Annotated in this window: 14 protein-coding genes; 6 read left to right on the top strand and 8 right to left on the bottom strand. The window is 68.4% G+C overall.

The features are described 5' to 3' along the window. Positions 1-10: 10 nt before the first annotated feature. From K0O64_RS01540 to K0O64_RS01550, 3 genes are read right to left on the bottom strand one after another with little or no spacing between them, the layout of a single operon-like run. Positions 11-379 carry an STAS domain-containing protein gene (locus tag K0O64_RS01540; protein ID WP_071948080.1) on the bottom strand — a complete coding sequence of 123 codons (369 nt, stop codon included), beginning with the start codon at positions 377-379 and terminating at the stop codon, positions 11-13. Continuing rightward, positions 376-1,446 carry a cobalamin B12-binding domain-containing protein gene (locus K0O64_RS01545; protein ID WP_220045949.1) on the bottom strand — a complete coding sequence of 357 codons (1,071 nt, stop codon included), beginning with the start codon at positions 1,444-1,446 and terminating at the stop codon, positions 376-378. Before K0O64_RS01545 ends, K0O64_RS01540 begins: the two co-directional genes overlap by 4 nt. Continuing rightward, a complete protein-coding gene (locus K0O64_RS01550) occupies positions 1,443-3,101 on the bottom strand; it encodes a GAF domain-containing SpoIIE family protein phosphatase (RefSeq protein ID WP_220045950.1) in 1,659 nt (552 codons plus the stop codon). Before K0O64_RS01550 ends, K0O64_RS01545 begins: the two co-directional genes overlap by 4 nt. A 244-nt stretch (positions 3,102-3,345) precedes the next feature. On the opposite strand from K0O64_RS01550, the gene K0O64_RS01555 reads away from it, so the two are divergent. Genes K0O64_RS01555 through K0O64_RS01565 form a run of 3 tightly spaced genes read left to right on the top strand, consistent with a single transcriptional unit; the run spans position 3,346 to position 6,848 of the window. Next, complete coding sequence (locus tag K0O64_RS01555) at positions 3,346-4,659, top strand: glycosyltransferase (RefSeq protein WP_220045951.1); 1,314 nt, start codon at positions 3,346-3,348, stop codon at positions 4,657-4,659. Positions 4,660-4,665: 6 nt separating this feature from the next. After that, entirely contained in the window at positions 4,666-5,877 is a 1,212-nt protein-coding gene (locus tag K0O64_RS01560; protein WP_071948076.1) for a glucosamine kinase, read from the top strand. Beyond that, positions 5,874-6,848 (top strand): SIS domain-containing protein, encoded by a 975-nt coding sequence (locus K0O64_RS01565; RefSeq protein WP_220045952.1) that lies wholly within the window; start codon positions 5,874-5,876, stop codon positions 6,846-6,848. Before K0O64_RS01560 ends, K0O64_RS01565 begins: the two co-directional genes overlap by 4 nt. Here the strand turns inward: K0O64_RS01565 and K0O64_RS01570 are convergent. The 4 genes from K0O64_RS01570 to K0O64_RS01585 are packed head-to-tail and all read right to left on the bottom strand — an operon-like array spanning position 6,845 to position 13,747. Beyond that, a complete protein-coding gene (locus K0O64_RS01570) occupies positions 6,845-8,308 on the bottom strand; it encodes an AMP-binding protein (protein WP_220045953.1) in 1,464 nt (487 codons plus the stop codon). The genes K0O64_RS01565 and K0O64_RS01570 overlap by 4 nt on opposite strands. Continuing rightward, entirely contained in the window at positions 8,301-9,290 is a 990-nt protein-coding gene (locus K0O64_RS01575; protein WP_071948073.1) for a phosphotriesterase family protein, read from the bottom strand. The genes K0O64_RS01570 and K0O64_RS01575 overlap by 8 nt, the downstream gene beginning before the upstream one ends. 10 nt (positions 9,291-9,300) lie before the next feature. Beyond that, on the bottom strand, positions 9,301-13,527 hold the full coding sequence (locus K0O64_RS01580) for an alpha-(1->3)-arabinofuranosyltransferase (protein ID WP_220046458.1): 4,227 nt from the start codon (positions 13,525-13,527) through the stop codon (positions 9,301-9,303). A gap of 46 nt (positions 13,528-13,573) precedes the next feature. Continuing rightward, positions 13,574-13,747: a DUF2613 domain-containing protein gene (locus K0O64_RS01585; protein WP_071948071.1), complete on the bottom strand. Its 174-nt coding sequence runs from the start codon at positions 13,745-13,747 to the stop codon at positions 13,574-13,576. 142 nt (positions 13,748-13,889) lie between these two features. On the opposite strand from K0O64_RS01585, the gene K0O64_RS01590 reads away from it, so the two are divergent. Both K0O64_RS01590 and K0O64_RS01595 read left to right on the top strand, forming a co-directional pair. After that, the gene (locus tag K0O64_RS01590) at positions 13,890-15,101 is read left to right on the top strand and encodes a glycoside hydrolase family 3 N-terminal domain-containing protein (protein WP_220045954.1); all 1,212 of its coding nucleotides are present in this window, start codon (positions 13,890-13,892) and stop codon (positions 15,099-15,101) included. Between the two features lie 32 nt (positions 15,102-15,133). After that, positions 15,134-15,757, top strand: coding sequence for a TetR/AcrR family transcriptional regulator (locus tag K0O64_RS01595; protein ID WP_071948069.1), 624 nt, complete (start codon positions 15,134-15,136; stop codon positions 15,755-15,757). On the opposite strand, the gene K0O64_RS01600 is transcribed toward K0O64_RS01595, so the two are convergent. Then, complete coding sequence (locus K0O64_RS01600) at positions 15,744-16,202, bottom strand: MarR family winged helix-turn-helix transcriptional regulator (protein WP_220045955.1); 459 nt, start codon at positions 16,200-16,202, stop codon at positions 15,744-15,746. The two genes, K0O64_RS01595 and K0O64_RS01600, sit on opposite strands and share 14 nt — an antisense overlap. Positions 16,203-16,290: 88 nt before the next feature. Between K0O64_RS01600 and K0O64_RS01605 the strand changes: the two genes are divergently transcribed. Further along, the gene (locus tag K0O64_RS01605; RefSeq protein WP_220045956.1) at positions 16,291-16,881 is read left to right on the top strand and encodes a class I SAM-dependent methyltransferase; all 591 of its coding nucleotides are present in this window, start codon (positions 16,291-16,293) and stop codon (positions 16,879-16,881) included. Position 16,882: the final 1 nt, after the last annotated feature.

Consider the following 16,882-nt stretch of genomic DNA (forward strand, 5'->3'; position numbering starts at 1 on the left):
TCGGCCCGCCTCAGCCCACCGTCTCGTCTTGGGTTCCCTCCCCGGACTGCGGTGACGACTCGGCGGCGGGGACCGACGCGAAATGCTCGGACAAACCCGTCACCTGCAAGATGCGGTCGAGCTGTTCGGGCCGATTGTCGAGGTGCAGACGCACTCGGCGCTCGGCGGTCTGCCGGTCGATGAGGATCAGCACCGACAGGCCCGCTGAATCGCAGAAGTCGAGGTCGCCCAGATCCAGGTGAAGGTGCCGCAACTGGTCGTGCTGGGCGATCACCTCGGAGGCGTTGTCGAGAAGCTCCGGCGCCGTGACGAAATCCAGGTTTCCGCTGATGTGCAGCCGTGCCGTATGCGGGGTGTCGAGGGTCAATGTCAGTTTCATGGCATCTGAGTGGGGTCGGTGGCCTTGGCGGCCAAGGTGATTCGGGCAGTGCGCAGAATACGTTGCGCGCGAGGGAAATCCGGAAGTTGGGCCAGCAGCACGTCGAGCGCGGGCGGCAACGCGGCGGCTGGCACGCCGCGTGCGCACAGCACGTCGGCGGTCCAGCTGATGAACCCGGCGAACAGCTCGTCGTCGTCGGTGTAGAGAGCGGCGGCGAGGAAGTCGACGATGTATCCGATGTCCTCGGTGGTGTGCTGGCGCTGGGCGTCGGTGTAGGTCTGCATATCGGGCAGCCGGCGTTCCAGTTCACCGACGGTGGCGTACACCAGCTGCGGAGCCATACCGGAGATCATCGTGTATTCCTGATCCGCCAGATGCGGGAGGTCGGTCAGCAGATGCGCACCGCCTGCCACGGGCACCCGAGATAGACCGTGCGCCAACGTTTCTGCCGCAGCGCGGGCGTCGGGCGCCCAGGCGTCGGCACCTAGCTGACGGCCGTAGCGGCCATCCGGCCCGAAGGCGGCGCCGCCGACGATCACCGGGACACCCGCGGCCTGGCATGCGGTGATCGCGACGTGGGCCACCGGCAGCCGGCTGGGAATCGAGCAGGACAGTGCGACCGCATCGGGCCCGCGCCGGTGCAGGTGTGCGACCAGGTGCGGGGTGGGGACCTGCGCGCCGAGAAAATCCACTTGCCAGCCCCGGATCCGCAGAACCTCGGCGAGCAGCCGGGCGGGCAGGGCATGCCATTCGCCGTCGACGCAGGCGACCGTGACCCGCCCGGTCGTCGCCGCACTGCGTGACGACGGGTGATGAGCCAGCGCGCCGATCACGCGGTCGTTGATCGCCGTCGCGCAGTGTTCCTCGGTGACCGTGATCCGGTTGGCCGCCCACTCGGTACCCACCCGAAACTGGACCGGCGCGACGACGTCGAGCAGCACGTCCTCGGCCGGCATGCCGGCGTCGAGCGCGGCGAAAACCACGGCGGCAGTGGCATATTCGTCGCCGGCAAGCGCCGCTTCCCAGAGCTGGTCGCGGACGTCGACCTCGGTGTCGATTCCCGTCATGCGGTGTACCGGCCCGCGGTGTGGCCGTCGACGGCCGAGAGGTGGTTGCGCCGCGGAGCGGTGATGGCCACGGCGGCGATGTCGTCGTGCGGACGACGGTCCACCCACTGTGAGGTGAGCATCATGATGCGCTCGACCACAGCTTCGGCGGGCAGGCCGGAGCACTGGCGGAACGCCGATGCCAGCCGCTCTTCGCCGAACAGGTCGGTGCCCAGTGGGCCGCCGCGCGCTTCGGTGATGCCGTCGGTGTAGAGCAGGCAGGTCTCACCGGGCGCCAGCCAGGTGTCGAAGGTCCGGGCCCGGAATGTCGGCAGCGCGCCGACCAGCATGCCGCGGGTATCGGCCGTTTCGATGGTCCCGTCGGCGCGGGCGATGAGCGGGGCGGGGTGGCCGGCACAGGTCAGGCGCAGCCGCAGCTGGCCGTCACGGTGCGTGATCGACGCCAGCACCAGCGTGGCGAACCGGCTGTTGTCCGGCGAGAGCAGCGCGTTGTTGAGCAGTTTGAGCACGTCCTCGTGCTGCTCGGCCAGCGGCGCCAGCGCCTGGAGCGTGTTGCGGATCTTGCCGGTCAGCACGGCCGCCTCCAGGCCCTTCCCGCAGACGTCGCCCAGCACCACCAGCGTTTCTTCGTCCGGTGTCGCGGCGGGGTGGACATCGTAGAAGTCGCCGCCGATGAGCTGGTGATCTTCGGATGCCCGGTACCGTCCGGCGAGCTCGAAGCCGTGCATGCGGTGCAGCTGCGGCGGGAGCAGTTCGCGCAGCAGCGTGGTCGTGATCGCGGACTGTTCGGCGTAGAGCCGGGCCGAGGACAGCGCCGCTCCGGCGCGGGCCGCGAACAGTCGGGCCAGCAGTTCCTCGCCCTCGGTGAACGCGCAGTGGGTGCTGCGCCGCAGGAGGATGAGCGCGCCCGCGGGGATGCCGTGGCCGGGCAGTGGCGTGATGACCACCGACCCCACCGAGCCGGAGAATCCGTCCGGAATCAGCCAGTCCGGCACCGTCGTCGGGTCGATCCAGCGGGAGGGGACCGGCGGGAATCCGCGCAGGGCCTCGCTGAGCCCGGCGACGTCTGCCGGATCCGTGGCGATGTCACGTTGCTGGACCGCTCCGTCGGTCGCGGCGCAGAACACCGGCAGCATCAGGCCGGTGTGCGGGCCGACGACGACGGCGGCGTCGGCGAGGTGACGGGCCGCCATCCGAGCGGTGGCTTCCATGCAGCGGTCGACGTTCAACGACACGGTCAGCACCGCCGACGCCTCGTCGAGGAACGCAGCGTGCTTGCGTTCGCGCTGCAACGCGTGCTCGGCCAGCTGGAGCGATCGGTCCGCGTCGCTCAGGAACCACCACGCGACGTCGCCGCCCGGCAGTAGGGTCGGGTGCGCCGACAACTCGCGGCCGTCAGCGGCACCGGGGGCGCTTCCCCTGGCCGGCTCTTGATCCGACGCCAGTGCACTCTGCTGTCGGCAGGCGGATGCGAACCAGGCGGGGACGTTGCCCTCCACCGCGACGCCCGGGGACAGTCCGGGGAACAGTGTGCGAGCCGCCGAGCTCATCGCGCTGACCGCACCCGATGTGTCGACGACCAGCACGGGATGCGGCACGGCATCCCATGGACTGTCGATCGACGTGCCGATGCCGGGCGGGGTCATGTTGTCCATGCAGCCTCCGGCCAGGATTGGGGTTGCTCCCGCGCAGAAGTGGAGGCACGCCGCAACTTTTTTCGACGGCGCCATGTCAGGGGCTACCGCAGACGTTAGCTGGCCGCTCCGGCGGATGTGCGGATCGGGTCAGGACGTAAGAAAATTGACAATCTTCTCCCGGGTTGGTGCTGTAGCCCGAAAGCGCCAGCCGAGTTCGTGAGCGAAGATCTGTGCTGAAGATGTTGCTGCCGAAGGGATCGCCATGACTGAGCCGTTGACCATCATGTTTTGGCCCGAATCGGCGTACGGCCCGACGAACCAGTGCATCGGTCTGGCCGCCATCTTGCAGCAGCGCGGCCACCGGATCGTCTTCGCCGCCGAGAGTTCGTGGGCAGGCAAACTTGCCCAGCTGGGCTTCATCGAAGAGCTGGTGGATTTGGCCGAGCCGGCTGACGGGCCGGCGGACGAGGATCCGGGCAAATTCTGGACCGACTTCATCGCCGAGACGGCCCCGGAGTTTCGTAAGCCGACGATCAGCCAACTCCAAACGTTCATCCAGCCGACGTACCAGGCGCTGATCGACGGCGCGAAATATTGTGAGCCGCGGCTGCGCGAGATCGTGGCGCGGCATCGGCCCGACGTCATCGTCGAAGACAACGTGGTGCTCTTTCCCGCTCTGGTGTGCGCGGGTGCCCCGTTTGTGCGGATCGTCTCCTGTAGTCCTCTCGAAGTGCCGGGTCCTGACGTGCCGCCGCCATTCTCCGGACTTCCCAGTGCCGACCGGTCGCAGTGGGCCGCCTACCGCGCCGAGTTCGACCGCACCCATCGCGCGATGTGGTCGGATTTCAACGACTGGGTCCAGCAGCAGGGCGCCGCTGCGCTGCCCGATTTGGAATTCATGCCGCGTGACAACGCCGCCAACCTGTACGTGTATCCGATGGAGGCCGACTACGTAGCGGCCCGTCCACTGGATTCCACGTGGGTACGCATGGATTCCAGCGTGCGTGAGACCGACGCGGACTATCAGGTGCCTGCACAGGTCGCCGACCGTCCGCCGTACAGTGCACTGATCTATCTGTCGCTGGGCTCCCTGGGTGGTGCTGACGTCGAGTTGATGCGGCGGCTGATCGACGTGCTGGGCTCCACCGAGCACCGGTTCATCGTGAGCAAGGGACCGCAAGCCGATCGAATCGCACTGCCGGACAACATGGTCGGTGAGCAGATGTTGCCGCAGACGAAGATCATTCCGCAGGTCGATCTGGTGATATCCCACGGCGGCAACAACACCGTGACCGAATCTCTGCACTTCGGTAAGCCGCTCGTCGTGCTCCCGCTGTTCTGGGATCAATACGAAAATGCCCAGCGTATTGATGAATTGGGTTTCGGCGTCCGTCTGGACACCTACACCTTCACCGATGACGAGCTCGTCGGCGCGGTAGATACCGTTCTGGCTGATACCGCGCTTCGTGAGCGGATGGCATCGATGGGCGAGGCGATCCGAGCCCGCGACGGCCTGAGGGTGGGGGCCGACGTCATCGAACGGGTGGGTCGGGAGCATTGCGCCGCGGCGGAGTGATTTCCGATGGATGGTGAACGCGACTCGCTGAATCTGGCCGAGGGCAAACGGCTTTCGATCATCAGTACACCGGATGGTCTGGCTGCCGTTCCGCAGATCCGCCGATCAGATGGGTCATGGCGACGCGCGCGCGCGGGTGACGGTGTCGCCGAAGCGCTGCTCGCGATGTTGGCTGTGGCGCCCGCGTCCACTCGCAGCGGAGCGTTCACCGTGCGCGCCTGGTCGGCGCGCAGCGCACGAGGAGAGCGGCCGATCACGGTGGACCAGACCAACGAATCGGTGATTGTCGGCGACGAAGCGGTGGTCAAGTGGGCTACGCATCTGCAAGCGGGTCCGCACCCGGCGCCGCATCGCATCGAGGTGTTACGGGCCAACGGTTTTCGCTCCATGCCGGCACCATGGGGGATCGTGACCTGGCAGCCCGACGGCTGCGCGTCGACCCTCGTGGTCAGTGTCGACGAGTACCTGCCCGACGCGGTCGACGGCTGGACGTGGGCGGTGGAGCTGATCGCGGCGGGCGCGCGCGGCCGGGACCCACAGTGTGACGCCGTCGTCTCGGCGGTGGCCGAGGTCGGTACCGTCGTTGCCGAGCTGCACGCTGCGCTGGCCGGCACGGTCTCGACGGCATCGCGGGTCGACGCCGAGCGCTGGTGCAGTTCCGCCTTGGACACGCTGCGCGAAGCGGCATCGGTGGACGATGCAGCCGTCAAACAGACTCTCACTCAACGGCGTACGACTATCGAGGACACCCTCAGCACGCTGGGCGGGCTGCCGGGCACGCCGGTGATCGAAGGACACGGTGATCTGCACGTCGGCCAGATATTGCAGTATGCCGGTGGATACCGGGTCACCGATTTCGACGGCAATCCGGTGCTGCCCGCGGCTGAGCGCGCCCTGCCCATCCCGGCGGCACTCGACGTGGCCGGATTCATGCAGTCGCTGACGCACGCGGCGATCGTCGCGCAGCGCCACCACCGAGTCGATCCCCAAGCGCTGGTCGAAGTGGAGCGCTGCGCCCGAGAAACATTCCTGCTCAACTACACTCGTGACCTCGCCGAGTTGGGGTGCGCCGAGCTGTTCGATCCCGCACCGTTGGCTGCGTTCCGGTTACAGCAGGTGTTGCGTGAGGTGGTGTATGCATCACGACACCTTCGGCGCTGGATGTATGTTCCCGATGCGGCGCTGCCGATGTTGCTCGACGAGAGGATATCCGGGTGAACCCCGATGGATTCGCTGCAGATCTCGCGCGCAAACCCGAGGTGTTACGCCGGCTCGCCGATCGACTTTCCGAGTCCAGTCCGTGGGCTGGTGTCGTTCCCCAGGGGATCGAGCGGGTGCTGCTGGTGGGAATGGGGTCCTCGGCCTATGCCGGTGGCGTCGCCGCAGCGCGGATGCGGGCGCGAGGTCTCATTGCCGTGGCCGACCTGGCGTCATCCCGATTGCTACCCGCGTGGGGACCGGGCACCCTGGTCGTGGCGACGTCTGCGAGTGGAGGGTCGGCGGAAACACTGGACGCGCTGCGCCGCATACCTGATGGGGTGCACGCGGTGGCACTCACCAACACTGCCGGCTCGCCCATCGTCGAGTACTGCGATTCCGTTGTCGATTTGATGGCCGATCGCGAGGACAGCGGCGTGGCCTGCCGCAGCTATCAGCACACGCTGGCCTTGATGATGGCGCTGGAACTACACCTGGCCGGGGAGAGTGCCGATTGCCTGGTGCGCTCGATCCTCAAGGCCGCCAACGCAACTGAACACCTGCTGGACACCGAGTCTGCGTGGCGTCCCCGGCTGGCCGAGCTCCTGCTCGGCCCCGCGGGCACCCACCTGGCCGCACCCGCGCATCGGTTCTGCTCGGCCCAGCAGGGTGCGCTGATGCTTCGGGAAGGTCCGCGCCGCGCCGCCGTCGGGTGCGAGACCGGCGACTGGAGCCACGTCGACGTCTACCTCACCAAGTCGACCGACTACCGGCTGCTGGTGTTCGCCGGCTCGGAGTGGGAGGCGCAACTCTCGGAGTGGACGGCGGCGCGCGACAGCACGGTGGTGGCGGTGGGGGGCAGTCTGCCGGGCGCGCAGTTCGAACTGCGCTACCCAGGCGATGATGACGACGACGTGCGGCTGCTCACCGAAGTCCTGGTTCCCGAACTGCTCGCCGCCCGCTCCTGGCAGGAGCAGGTGGCGGGCAGCTAACCCCGAAGGCGGGCGACGATCTCGTCGCGGACCGCCGACCGACGGGCCTTGCCGGCATCGTCGCGCAGCGGGGTGTCGACGAACTCCACCGTGCGCGGCACCTTGTAGTCGGCCAGCCGCTGCGCCACGAACGCCTTGACGTCTTCCTCGGTGAGCGCATCGTTGGTGTGCACCAGCGCGTAGGGCACCTGACCGAGGTCTTCGTGCGGCACCCCGACGACCAGACAGGACAGCACCGCGGGGTGTTCGGACAGCGCGCTCTCGATCTCTGCGGGATAGGTGTTGCGGCCACCGACGGTGAACATGTCGACCCGGCGGTCGGCGAGGTACAGGTAGCCTTCGCCGTCGAACCAGCCGAGATCGCCGAGTGAGTCCCAGCCGTCGCGAGATTTGGCGGTGCTGCCGATGTAGCGGTAGGTGGGCGCGGAGCCCGGGTTGGGGCGCATGTAGATCTCGCCGAGCACTCCCGGTGGGCATTCGTTGCCGTCGTCGTCGAGCACCTTCATCTCTCCGGCCACCACGCGACCGACCGATCCGCGATGGGTCAGCCACTCGGCTCCGCTGATGAACGTCAGTGCCTGAAGTTCGGTGCCGCCGTACAGTTCCCACACCGCGTCCGGACCGAGCAGGTCGATCCATGCCTGCTTGACGGCCGGCGGGCACACAGCGGCCACGTGCCACAGCCGGCGCAGTGACGACAGGTCGTAGGCATCGGGGTTGGCGTGATAGACCGGCAGGAGCCGCTGCATGATCGTCGGCACGGTGGTCAGGTAGTTGACCCGGTAGTCGGTGATCACCCGCAGGAAGCGCTCCGGATCGAACCGCGGTAGCAGCACCAGATGCTGTCCGGTTGCCAACGCAATTGTGGCCGAGGTGAATCCGGTGTTGTGACTCAGCGGAACCGGCACCAACTGGGTGTCGGTCGGTTGATTGCCCATCCCCATGGCGACCAGGTCGGCCGGATAGCGGCTGTCGCCGCCGGCCTCGATCAGTTTCGGGCGTCCGGTGCTGCCACCGGAGGCGATCGACTTCCACACCGGTGAAACCGCTTCGGGCAGTGGATCATCGGAGAGGTCGGTACTCCCGGTGAAGTCGGCGGGCACCGACGGCACCAGGCCGCGCGGGTCCGGGCGGCCGACCAGCAGGGCGCGCGGCTTCAGGTCGAGCAGCCCCTCGAACTCGGCGTCGGGCAGGCGCGGCGACAGCGGTTGCGGTATCGCGCCGAGCTTCCACACCGCGACCGTCGCCTGCACCCACTCGATCGAGTTCGCGACCGCGATCGTCACGTAATCGCCTTGTTTGACCCCTAATTCGGCGTAGGCGCGGGCCAGCCGGTTCGACGCCGACTCCAACTCACCACGGGTGATGGTGCGGCCGTCACAGGACACGGCGGGGTGCTCGGGCGCCTCGGCGGCGAGTTGGCTCAGCCGGTACCCGAGCGCGGGAGTCTGGTCACTCATAGGCACCTTGCTTTGCGAAGATGTTGCGGGGGTTGTCCACCAGCATGGTGGTGATCTGCTCGTCGGTCACGCCGCGTTCGCGCAGCGCGGGCAGCACGTCGTTGTGGATGTGCCGGTAGTGCCAGTTGGGCATGGCCACCGGCACGAGTTCTTCGGGCAGCCAGTCCATGTAGCAGGACGCGTCGTGGGACAGCACCATCTTGTCGGCATGCCCGCGTTCGCACATCCGCACGACGGTGTCGACGCGGTCGTCGAAGGGCAGGAAGCTATCCAAGCCGAACCGGTCCATGCCGAGGTAGGACCCGGCGGCGATCAGCTCCTCGAGGTAACCGAGGTCGGTGGTGTCCCCGCTGTGCCCGATGATGACCCGGCTGAGGTCGACGCCCTCCTCGGCGAAGATGCGTTGCTGGTCCAGGCCGCGCCGACTGTGCGCGTGCGTGTGGGTGGTGATCGGCGCACCGGTCTGCTTGTGGGCCTGGGCCACCGCCCGCAGCACCCGCTCGACGCCGGGGGTCACCCCGGGTTCGTCGGTGGCGCACTTGAGGATTGCGGCTTTCACGCCGGTGTCGGCGATGCCCTCGGTGATGTCGCGGACAAACATCTCGGTCATGATCTCCGGGCCGTCCAACAGCGTTCCCGGTCCGGCGAAGTGGAAATACATCGGGACGTCGTTGTAGGTGTAGATCCCGGTGGCCACCACGATCTGCAGGTCGGTCTGCGCGGCCACCCGTTGGATGCGCGGAATGTAGCGGCCGAGTCCGATGACGGTCGGGTCGACGATGGTGTCCACCCCGAGGGCCTTCAGTTCGTTGAGCTTGGCGACGGCGTCGGCCTCCCGGGCATCCCCGTCGCCCCAGCCTTCGGGATAGTTGTTGATGATCTCCTGCGACAGGATGAAGACGTGTTCGTGCATGAGCACCACACCCAGGTCGCTCGTCGAGACCGGCCCCCGCACGGTCTCGACCTGTGACGGCTCTGTCATGGGTGCAACCCTAATGGGAAATGCTTGTGGCGTCGGGGTTTTCGTCAGTTCGAGGCTGTCGGCGACGGACGGCCGAGGCGGCCAGCGCGCCTACCGCGACCAGTGCCAGCAGCTGCACCCACGGGGAGTGGCCGATGTAGCCGTCGACCGACCGCCACGGGTAGCGCGACAGCAACGCCCCCGCGGCGATCAACCCGCAGGCACTAGCCGCCAGGGTCACCCGGTCGCGCACTCGGTCCCGGCGGCGGAGCAGGTAGCCGAGCGCCATGGCGATCCCGAACACGGCAAGGCCGCCGACGCCGGCAATCAGTGCGCCGGCGGTTAACACTCCCGCGCCCGCCAGCACCGTCAGCGCCCACGGCCGGGCCGGTTCCCAGGTGGCCGGCGTGCGGCGCGGCGGTACCAGCGCCAGCAGCAGGAGCAACGGCAGCAGGGACAGGCCGACGGCAAGACCGAGCCGGTAGGCCCGGTTCGACGGGAAGCTGATCGTGATGGCGCCCTGTTCACCGGCGGGCACCACCCAGCCCTGCTGCCAGCCGTTGACGATCACCGGTGTCAGCGTCACCCCGTCGGGTAGGTGGGCCACCCAGCCCGGGTTCACGCTTTCCGGGACCACCAGCACCCGCGGGGTGGGCGCCCGGCTCACGTTGATTTCCCTGCGGTCGGCACCCCACCGGGTGACATCGGCGGGAGTCGTTGCCGCGGTGGTGATTTGATTCGCCAACGGGCCGGATAGCTGGGCCCCGTCGACGACGAACGCTGAGCCCGGGCTGATCAGCAGCTCCTGGGTACCGGCCGGCAGGGCGATCGGCGTCGGGTCGCATGCGCGGGCCGGCACCGGTTCACCGTCCAGCAGCGCACCGACGGTGGTCGTCACCGAGGTCTGCACGAACCGACCCGAGACCGCCACGATCGGACCCTGACCGCAGGGTATCTCGATGGTGCGGGTGCGGTTGGCGGCAGCGTCGGCGGCCGCGACGGGCTTACCGTCCGGACCCAGTACCCCGACCTCGGCCAGGCCGGGCGGCTTGAGCTGGTCGAAACCCAGTGCGGTGCGGTCGATCACGTCATTCCAGTTCAGCAAGCTGATCCGGACGGTATCGGTGAGTCGTGGATGTAGAGCCACGGACTGGGTACCGCCGTCGAGCCGGCGAACCTGCGGCCCGTCGCCCAAATCGATCGCGACCATCGTCGGATGGGTGGGCAGCTGCGAGGAACTCGGGGTCAGCACCAGCCCGGTGACCTCGGTCGGCTTCGGCAGCGTCACCGTCAGAGTGGGGGCACTGCGGTGCTGCACCACACTCTGCGGTGCGGTCCACGAGGTGCGCGGGTCACCATCGGTGGCCGCGTAGGCCGATCCGTCGACGTCGATCAGATCGGCGTCGGTGCGCGATCGGACCGTGCCCGGCTGGGCGATGAGATCCGCGAGGTGCGGACCCTGCCGGGCGCGCACCCAGACGACGGGTTTGACGTCGATCGCCTTGGGCACGGTCAGCGTGCGGCTCAAGGTGACCGGCTCCTCGGGGGCCAGCGACATCGACGCCGCGCAGTGCACACCGTCGGGGGAATCGGCGCAGCCCTGCCTGCCGAGTAGTTCGGACCCCAGATCCCACGCGGCGACCGAAGATCCGGCGGGCGGCGCCGGAACGACGACGCTGTGCCGGATGTCGACGGGATGGGCGAAGCCGGAGGCGTCGAACTGGGTGACCGACAGGTCGGTGATGCCGAACTGCACCCCGGACGAACCGTCGTCGGTGCCGACCGCGGTGATTCGCACCCACGGCGACTCCCCGTACGGCAGGGCCACCGTCAGCGGTTTGCCCGGCTCGTCGAAACGCACTGTGGTGGTGCCGTTTTCGGTGGACACCTGCAACCGGCGGACCTGGGCCCCGACCGCGGTGGCGCTCGGGGTGATCGTCAGCGTCGCGTTGGTGACCGGGCGATCGAAGTCGACCTGCAGCCACTGGCCGACCGCGGCCTGCAGCGAGTTCGACACCCACGCGGTGGCCGAGTCGCCGTCGATGGCGGCGGCCGGTCCGCTGGCCGGTGCGACGTTCGGCAGCGCGGTGGCATCCGACGAGGAACTCGACGCGGACAGCCGTCCGCCGGTCCACGCGCCGTGCACCGGCCGCGCGCCGGGCACCGGATAGTCGGGCACCCGGTTGAACGTGTTGCGGTGATCGCCCACTGCCCTGGCCGCCGACGAGTGGTCATCGACCCGGCCGTAGTCGGTCTCCCGGTCGACAGGGGTGTCGGTGACGGTCACGACCGGTGCGGGAAGTCCGGCGCGCTGGGCGTCGGAGGTCAGCAGCATCGGGCCGAGCGGCGGTTGGCCGAGCAGGCGTCTGCGCTCGTCGATGCGCAGCAGTGACTCGGGGCCGCCGTCGATCCGGGCCATGCGGCTGGCGTCGGTCAGGTATGGTGCGCCCGGATTCCCCTGTGCACCAACGTGATAGATCTCGACGGCGGGGTAGCGCGGGCGTAGCCCGCTGTCGCTGATGAACCCGTCCAGGGTGCCCGGTCCCACCGGATCGCCGAACTGCGCCACCTTCTGCAGGCCGGGTGACCCGTCGATGGCGCGATGCACCAGCAGCGGGCGCGCTGATCGCGACTTGTCCGGATCGAGGTCGTTACGCACCACGACGTAGGAGATGCCTTGGCGGGCGAGGGTGTCGGCCAACCCCGCCGACGGTCGGCCTGCGGCGAACAGTCGCTGCACCGAATCCAGCGCCCGAATTGTCTGCGGCGGGGTCAGCGGGATGGAATCTCGGACGCCCCAGGGGCTTTCGCCGAGCACCTGCAGCGGTTCGTCATGGCTGTTGCCCCACACCTGAGTGGCGAACGGTGCACCGGGGACCACCAGCACCCGGCCCGGCGCGGGCTGGCCGGTGTTGTGCTCGGTCAGCCAGTCCGCCGCCTGATGCCAGTAGTCGGGGATCGCACGGAACGCACCCGGCGGGGTGAGCCGACCGGTCCAGGCCATCGACGTGGCCACCATCAGCGCGGCCATGACGACGATGCCGACCGCCACGCGTTTGTCGTTCTCGGGATGTGCGAACGCCCGGACCCACACCGGCCGGGGTGCGCTGCCGGGCAATGGGATTCGGCTCAGCAGATGCGCGAGCCCCAGCACCAACGGGAGGCGGATGACCGGCTCGAGCTTGTGCACGTTGCGCAGTGGTGCGCCCGCCGCGTCGAGGAAGGCCTGCACCTGATGTGCCACCGGGGAGCCCAGTCCGCCGGAGTAGCCCAGGCCGAGGAGCACGACACCGATCAGCAGCATGGTGATGAGTCGCCCGCGGGCCGGCATCGTCCGCAGCGCCAGCCCTGCCATTCCGCCTGCGGCGACCAGCGTGGTGGCCAGCACCATCGCCGGCTGGGTCACCAGCTCGGCGGCCGCGGTGGCGTTCGGTGAGACGAACGGTGTCCAGCTGTCGGTGCCGCGCAGCATCTCGGTCAGCGACGCCCACTGCGTGGTGACTCCGGAGGACTCGATGAAATCCAGGAACGGCGGGCTGATCCGGCCGAGCAGTAGCAGGGCGACCACCCACCAGGTGACCGCCAGCGCCGAGGCCAGCAGCCACCGCGCGCTGAACCTCAGCCACACCCGGTTGGGCCGGTGGCACAGCCACCAGATGATGGCCGGTAGGCAGCCGGTGAGCGTTGCGACCGCATTCACCGCGCCCATCAACGCCAACGCCAGCCCGGCCCGGCCGGCCAGCATCCGCAGCGACCTGCCCTCACCACCGCGCAGAGCGAGGATCACCGGCAGCAGCACCCATGGCGCGAGCATCATCGGCAGCGTCTCCGACGAGATCGAACCCAGCGTCGTCAGCACCCGCGGTGACAGGGCGAACGCGACGGCGGCGATGATCCGCGATGGGCGGGTTCCGATGCCCAGAGCCTCGGCAACCCGCAGCAGGCCCCAGAAACCGGCGGCCAGCAGCAGTGCCCACCAGAGCCGCTGAGTGACCCAGCCGGGCAGTCCGAGCGTGTCACCGAGCAGGAAGAACGCCCCGTGCGGGAAGAGGTAGCCGTACGCCTGGTTCTGCGCCTGCCCGAACGGCAGGTCGCTGTTCCACAGGTTCGCCGCGCGGGCCAGGAAGCGCAGTGGGTTGGCGGTCAGGTCGAGCTTGGTGTCCGGCGAGATCATCCCCGGCGACTGCGCGAAGGTCAGTATCAGCGCGATGAGGAAGACGAACGGGAGCCAGCGCCGCGAGAGCGGCGGGGTCGTGATGGGCGCCTCCGTGACCGCGGGGGAGGCGGCGGCGAGCGTGCTCAGGCTAGCCGCGGTTGCCGTACTCGACGCGGTTCAGCACCGACGATGCCGGGTCGCCGGGCGAGAGCGGCGGCTTGGTGTCCTGCTGGATCATCAACGTCACGCCGAAGATCGCGGCGGCCCCGAGCAGCAATCCGACCACGATGCTGGCGGCGGCAGGAACCACGAACCGGGTCATGGTCGCTTCTCCTCGCAGGTGCTGGGGCGGTGCGGATCATCGAGTGAGGACCCGCCGTGTCACCGGGTGAATACCCGCTGGCCAACCTAGCATGCGGCCAACCTTGGTTGGCCCCCGGCGAGGGCCATGACAGCATGTGCGAATGCCCACCCACCTGTTCTCGGTTCGTGGAATCGCGGCCCTGTCGGCACTCCCACTGGTGCTGCTCGGCTGCTCAAGTACTACGCAACGCCCGGCCGCCTCGTCATCGGCGCCGGTCAGTGCGCCGTCGTCGGCAAGCACGGTGCCGTTGGCCGGCCCGGTGCCGGCGCCCGGCACCCCGGCGCCACCCGCCTGCGGATCCGGCCCGGAGTTGGTGGGCTCGATGTCGACCCGCGACAAGCTCGCGCAGGTGCTGATGGTCGGGGTCAAGAGCGCCGCCGACGCGCGCGCCGTGGTGGAGACCTATCACGTCGGTGGCGTCTTCGTCGGCAGCTGGACCGACCTGACGATGCTGACCGACGGCTCGCTGGCCGACTACGCCAACGCCGGACCGCTGCCGCTGGCCGTCAGCGTCGACGAAGAGGGCGGCCGGGTCGAGCGGCTGGCCAAGCTGATCGGCGACGCCCCGTCGGCGCGGGTGCTGGCCCAGACCCAGACCCCCGAGCAGGTGTACCAGCAGGCCCTCGACCGCGGCCGCAAGATGCACGATCTCGGCATCACCATCGACTTCGCGCCCGTCGTCGACGTCACCGACGCCGCCGACGACACCGTGATCGGCGATCGGTCGTTCTCCAACGATCCGGCGAAGGTCACCGAGTACGCCGGCGCGTACGCCCGCGGCCTGCGGGATGCCGGCCTGCTCCCGGTCCTCAAGCACTTCCCCGGACACGGGCATGGGTCGGGCGACTCGCACACCGCCGGAGCGGTCACCACCCCATCGTTGGACGATTTGAAGAACAACGACCTGGTTCCGTATCGCACGCTGACGACCGAGGCGCCCGTCGCGGTGATGGTCGGCCACCTCGAGGTGCCGGGGCTCACCGGGACGACGCCGGCCAGCCTGAGCGCCGCGGCGGTGGGCCTGCTGCGCAGCGGCGGTTACGGCGGACCTGGCTTCGACGGACCGGTTTTCAGCGACGACCTGTCCAGCATGGCGGCCATCGCCGACCGGTACGGCGTTGCGGAGGCGGTTCTGCGCAGCCTGCAGGCCGGTACCGATGTGGCGCTGTGGGTGACCACCGATGAGGTGCCCGCGGTGCTCGACCGGCTGGAGAAAGCGGTCAACGCCGGTGAGTTGTCGTTGCCGGCGATAGAAACTTCGGTACTGCGAATGGCGCGTTTGAAAGGCCAAAGTCCCCGCTGCGGCGGTTAGCCTGGATAGACGAACTGGCGAAGGGCGGTGATATGGCGGGTGGCACCAAGCGGTTGCCCCGTGCCGTGCGGGAGCAGCAGATGCTCGACGCCGCTGTGCAGATGTTCTCGGTCAACGGCTATCACGAGACGTCGATGGACGTCATCGCCGGCGAGGCGCAGATCTCCAAGCCGATGCTGTATCTGTACTACGGGTCCAAGGAAGAACTGTTCGGGGCCTGCCTGGCCCGTGAACTGAGCCGCTTCATCGAAGCGGTGCGTGAGGACATCGACCTCAAGCAGAGCCCACATGACCTGTTGCGCAGCGTCATTCTGTCGGTGCTGCAGTACATCGACGCCAATCGGGCCTCGTGGATCGTGCTCTACACCCAGGCCACCAGCTCGCAGGCATTCGCGCACACCGTCCGCGAGGGCCGCGAGAAGATCATCGACATGGTCGCCCGACTCTTGGAGGCCGGCACCCGAAATCCCGAGCCCGGCACCGACTTTCACATGATGGCGGTTGCCTTGGTGGGTGCCGGCGAGGCCGTCGCGACACGGGTCAGCGCCGGCGACGCCGACGTCGACGAGGCCGCCGACATGTTGATCAACCTGTTCTGGCGCGGCCTCAAAGGTGCGCCGTCCGACAAAGAGACCACCTCGGTCACCGCCGGTTGACCCATTCCGCGCTGTTGTCGCGGACGACGCGGATCAGCGCGGGCAATCCCACCATGAGGGCCTGGGATTCGGCCTCGCTCAGCGCGGCCGTCCACTGGTGGAACTGCGCACCGAAGTTGGCGGCGACCTGCCCGTGTAGCCCGCGGCCTGCATCGGTGAGCCGCAGTCGGTTGGTGCGCCGGTTCGCCGGGTCGCGTTCGCGCATGACCAGCCCCTGACGCTCGAGGTCGGCGATCATCCGGCTGACCGTGCTCTTCTCCAGCATCAGCCGGTTGGCCAGTTCCCGCTGGGACAGCGGCACGTCGACATCGAGTTCGTGGATGGCGAACGCTTGCGACATCGAGATCGGATATCCGGGAATGTCCTGGTCGGGATGCAACAGCCCAGCCACCCGCACCAGATCCATGAACAGCGCATGGAGATGATCGGCGTCGCCGCGCATCATGTCGGTTCCTCACGTTGAACGGTTGTGCCAGACAACTATAGGGCGTAGCGTCGCCAATAGTTGCTTCGTACAACCATTAGGAGACGCGATGCGAGTCCACCATCACCGAAACCTCCCGGGTGTCTTCGCAGGCCGAGGCAGCCGAATCTACGACAGAACGGCACGCACCCTCTTGCGGGGCTTGTACGCCCGGATCGCCGACGATCTGGTCGATGTGCTGCCCGACGGCGCGGACGTTCTGGACGTGGGAACCGGCCCGGGAGTCCTGCTCACCGAACTGGCTCGGCGGAGGCCAGATCTGCACCTCGTGGGGGTCGATCTGTCGGCGGACATGGTCAGTGCCGCCCAACGAAATCTGAGCGAGTTCGGCGGCCGCGCGACGGCTCAGCAGGGCGATGTCGTCGACTTACCTTTCGCCGCAGGCGCTTTCGATCTGGTGGTCTCGTCCTTCAGTTCGCACCATTGGGACGACCCCGCGGCGGCGGTTCCGGAACTCGCCCGGGTGCTGCGGCCGGGCGGGCGACTGTACGTCTACGACTTCGGCTTCGCGCCCTTCGACGTGATCACCGAAACGGCCCGCAGCCGAGGAGTTTTCGGCTCGAGCCCAGTGCGCACCTCGCGGATTCGCACCGGTGTGCTCTGCCCGCGACGCTGCACGCGCCAGGTGTTGACGGCCTGAA

The sequence above is a fragment of the Mycolicibacterium pallens genome (assembly GCF_019456675.1).
GTDB classification, from domain to species: Bacteria; Actinomycetota; Actinomycetes; order Mycobacteriales; family Mycobacteriaceae; genus Mycobacterium; species Mycobacterium crocinum.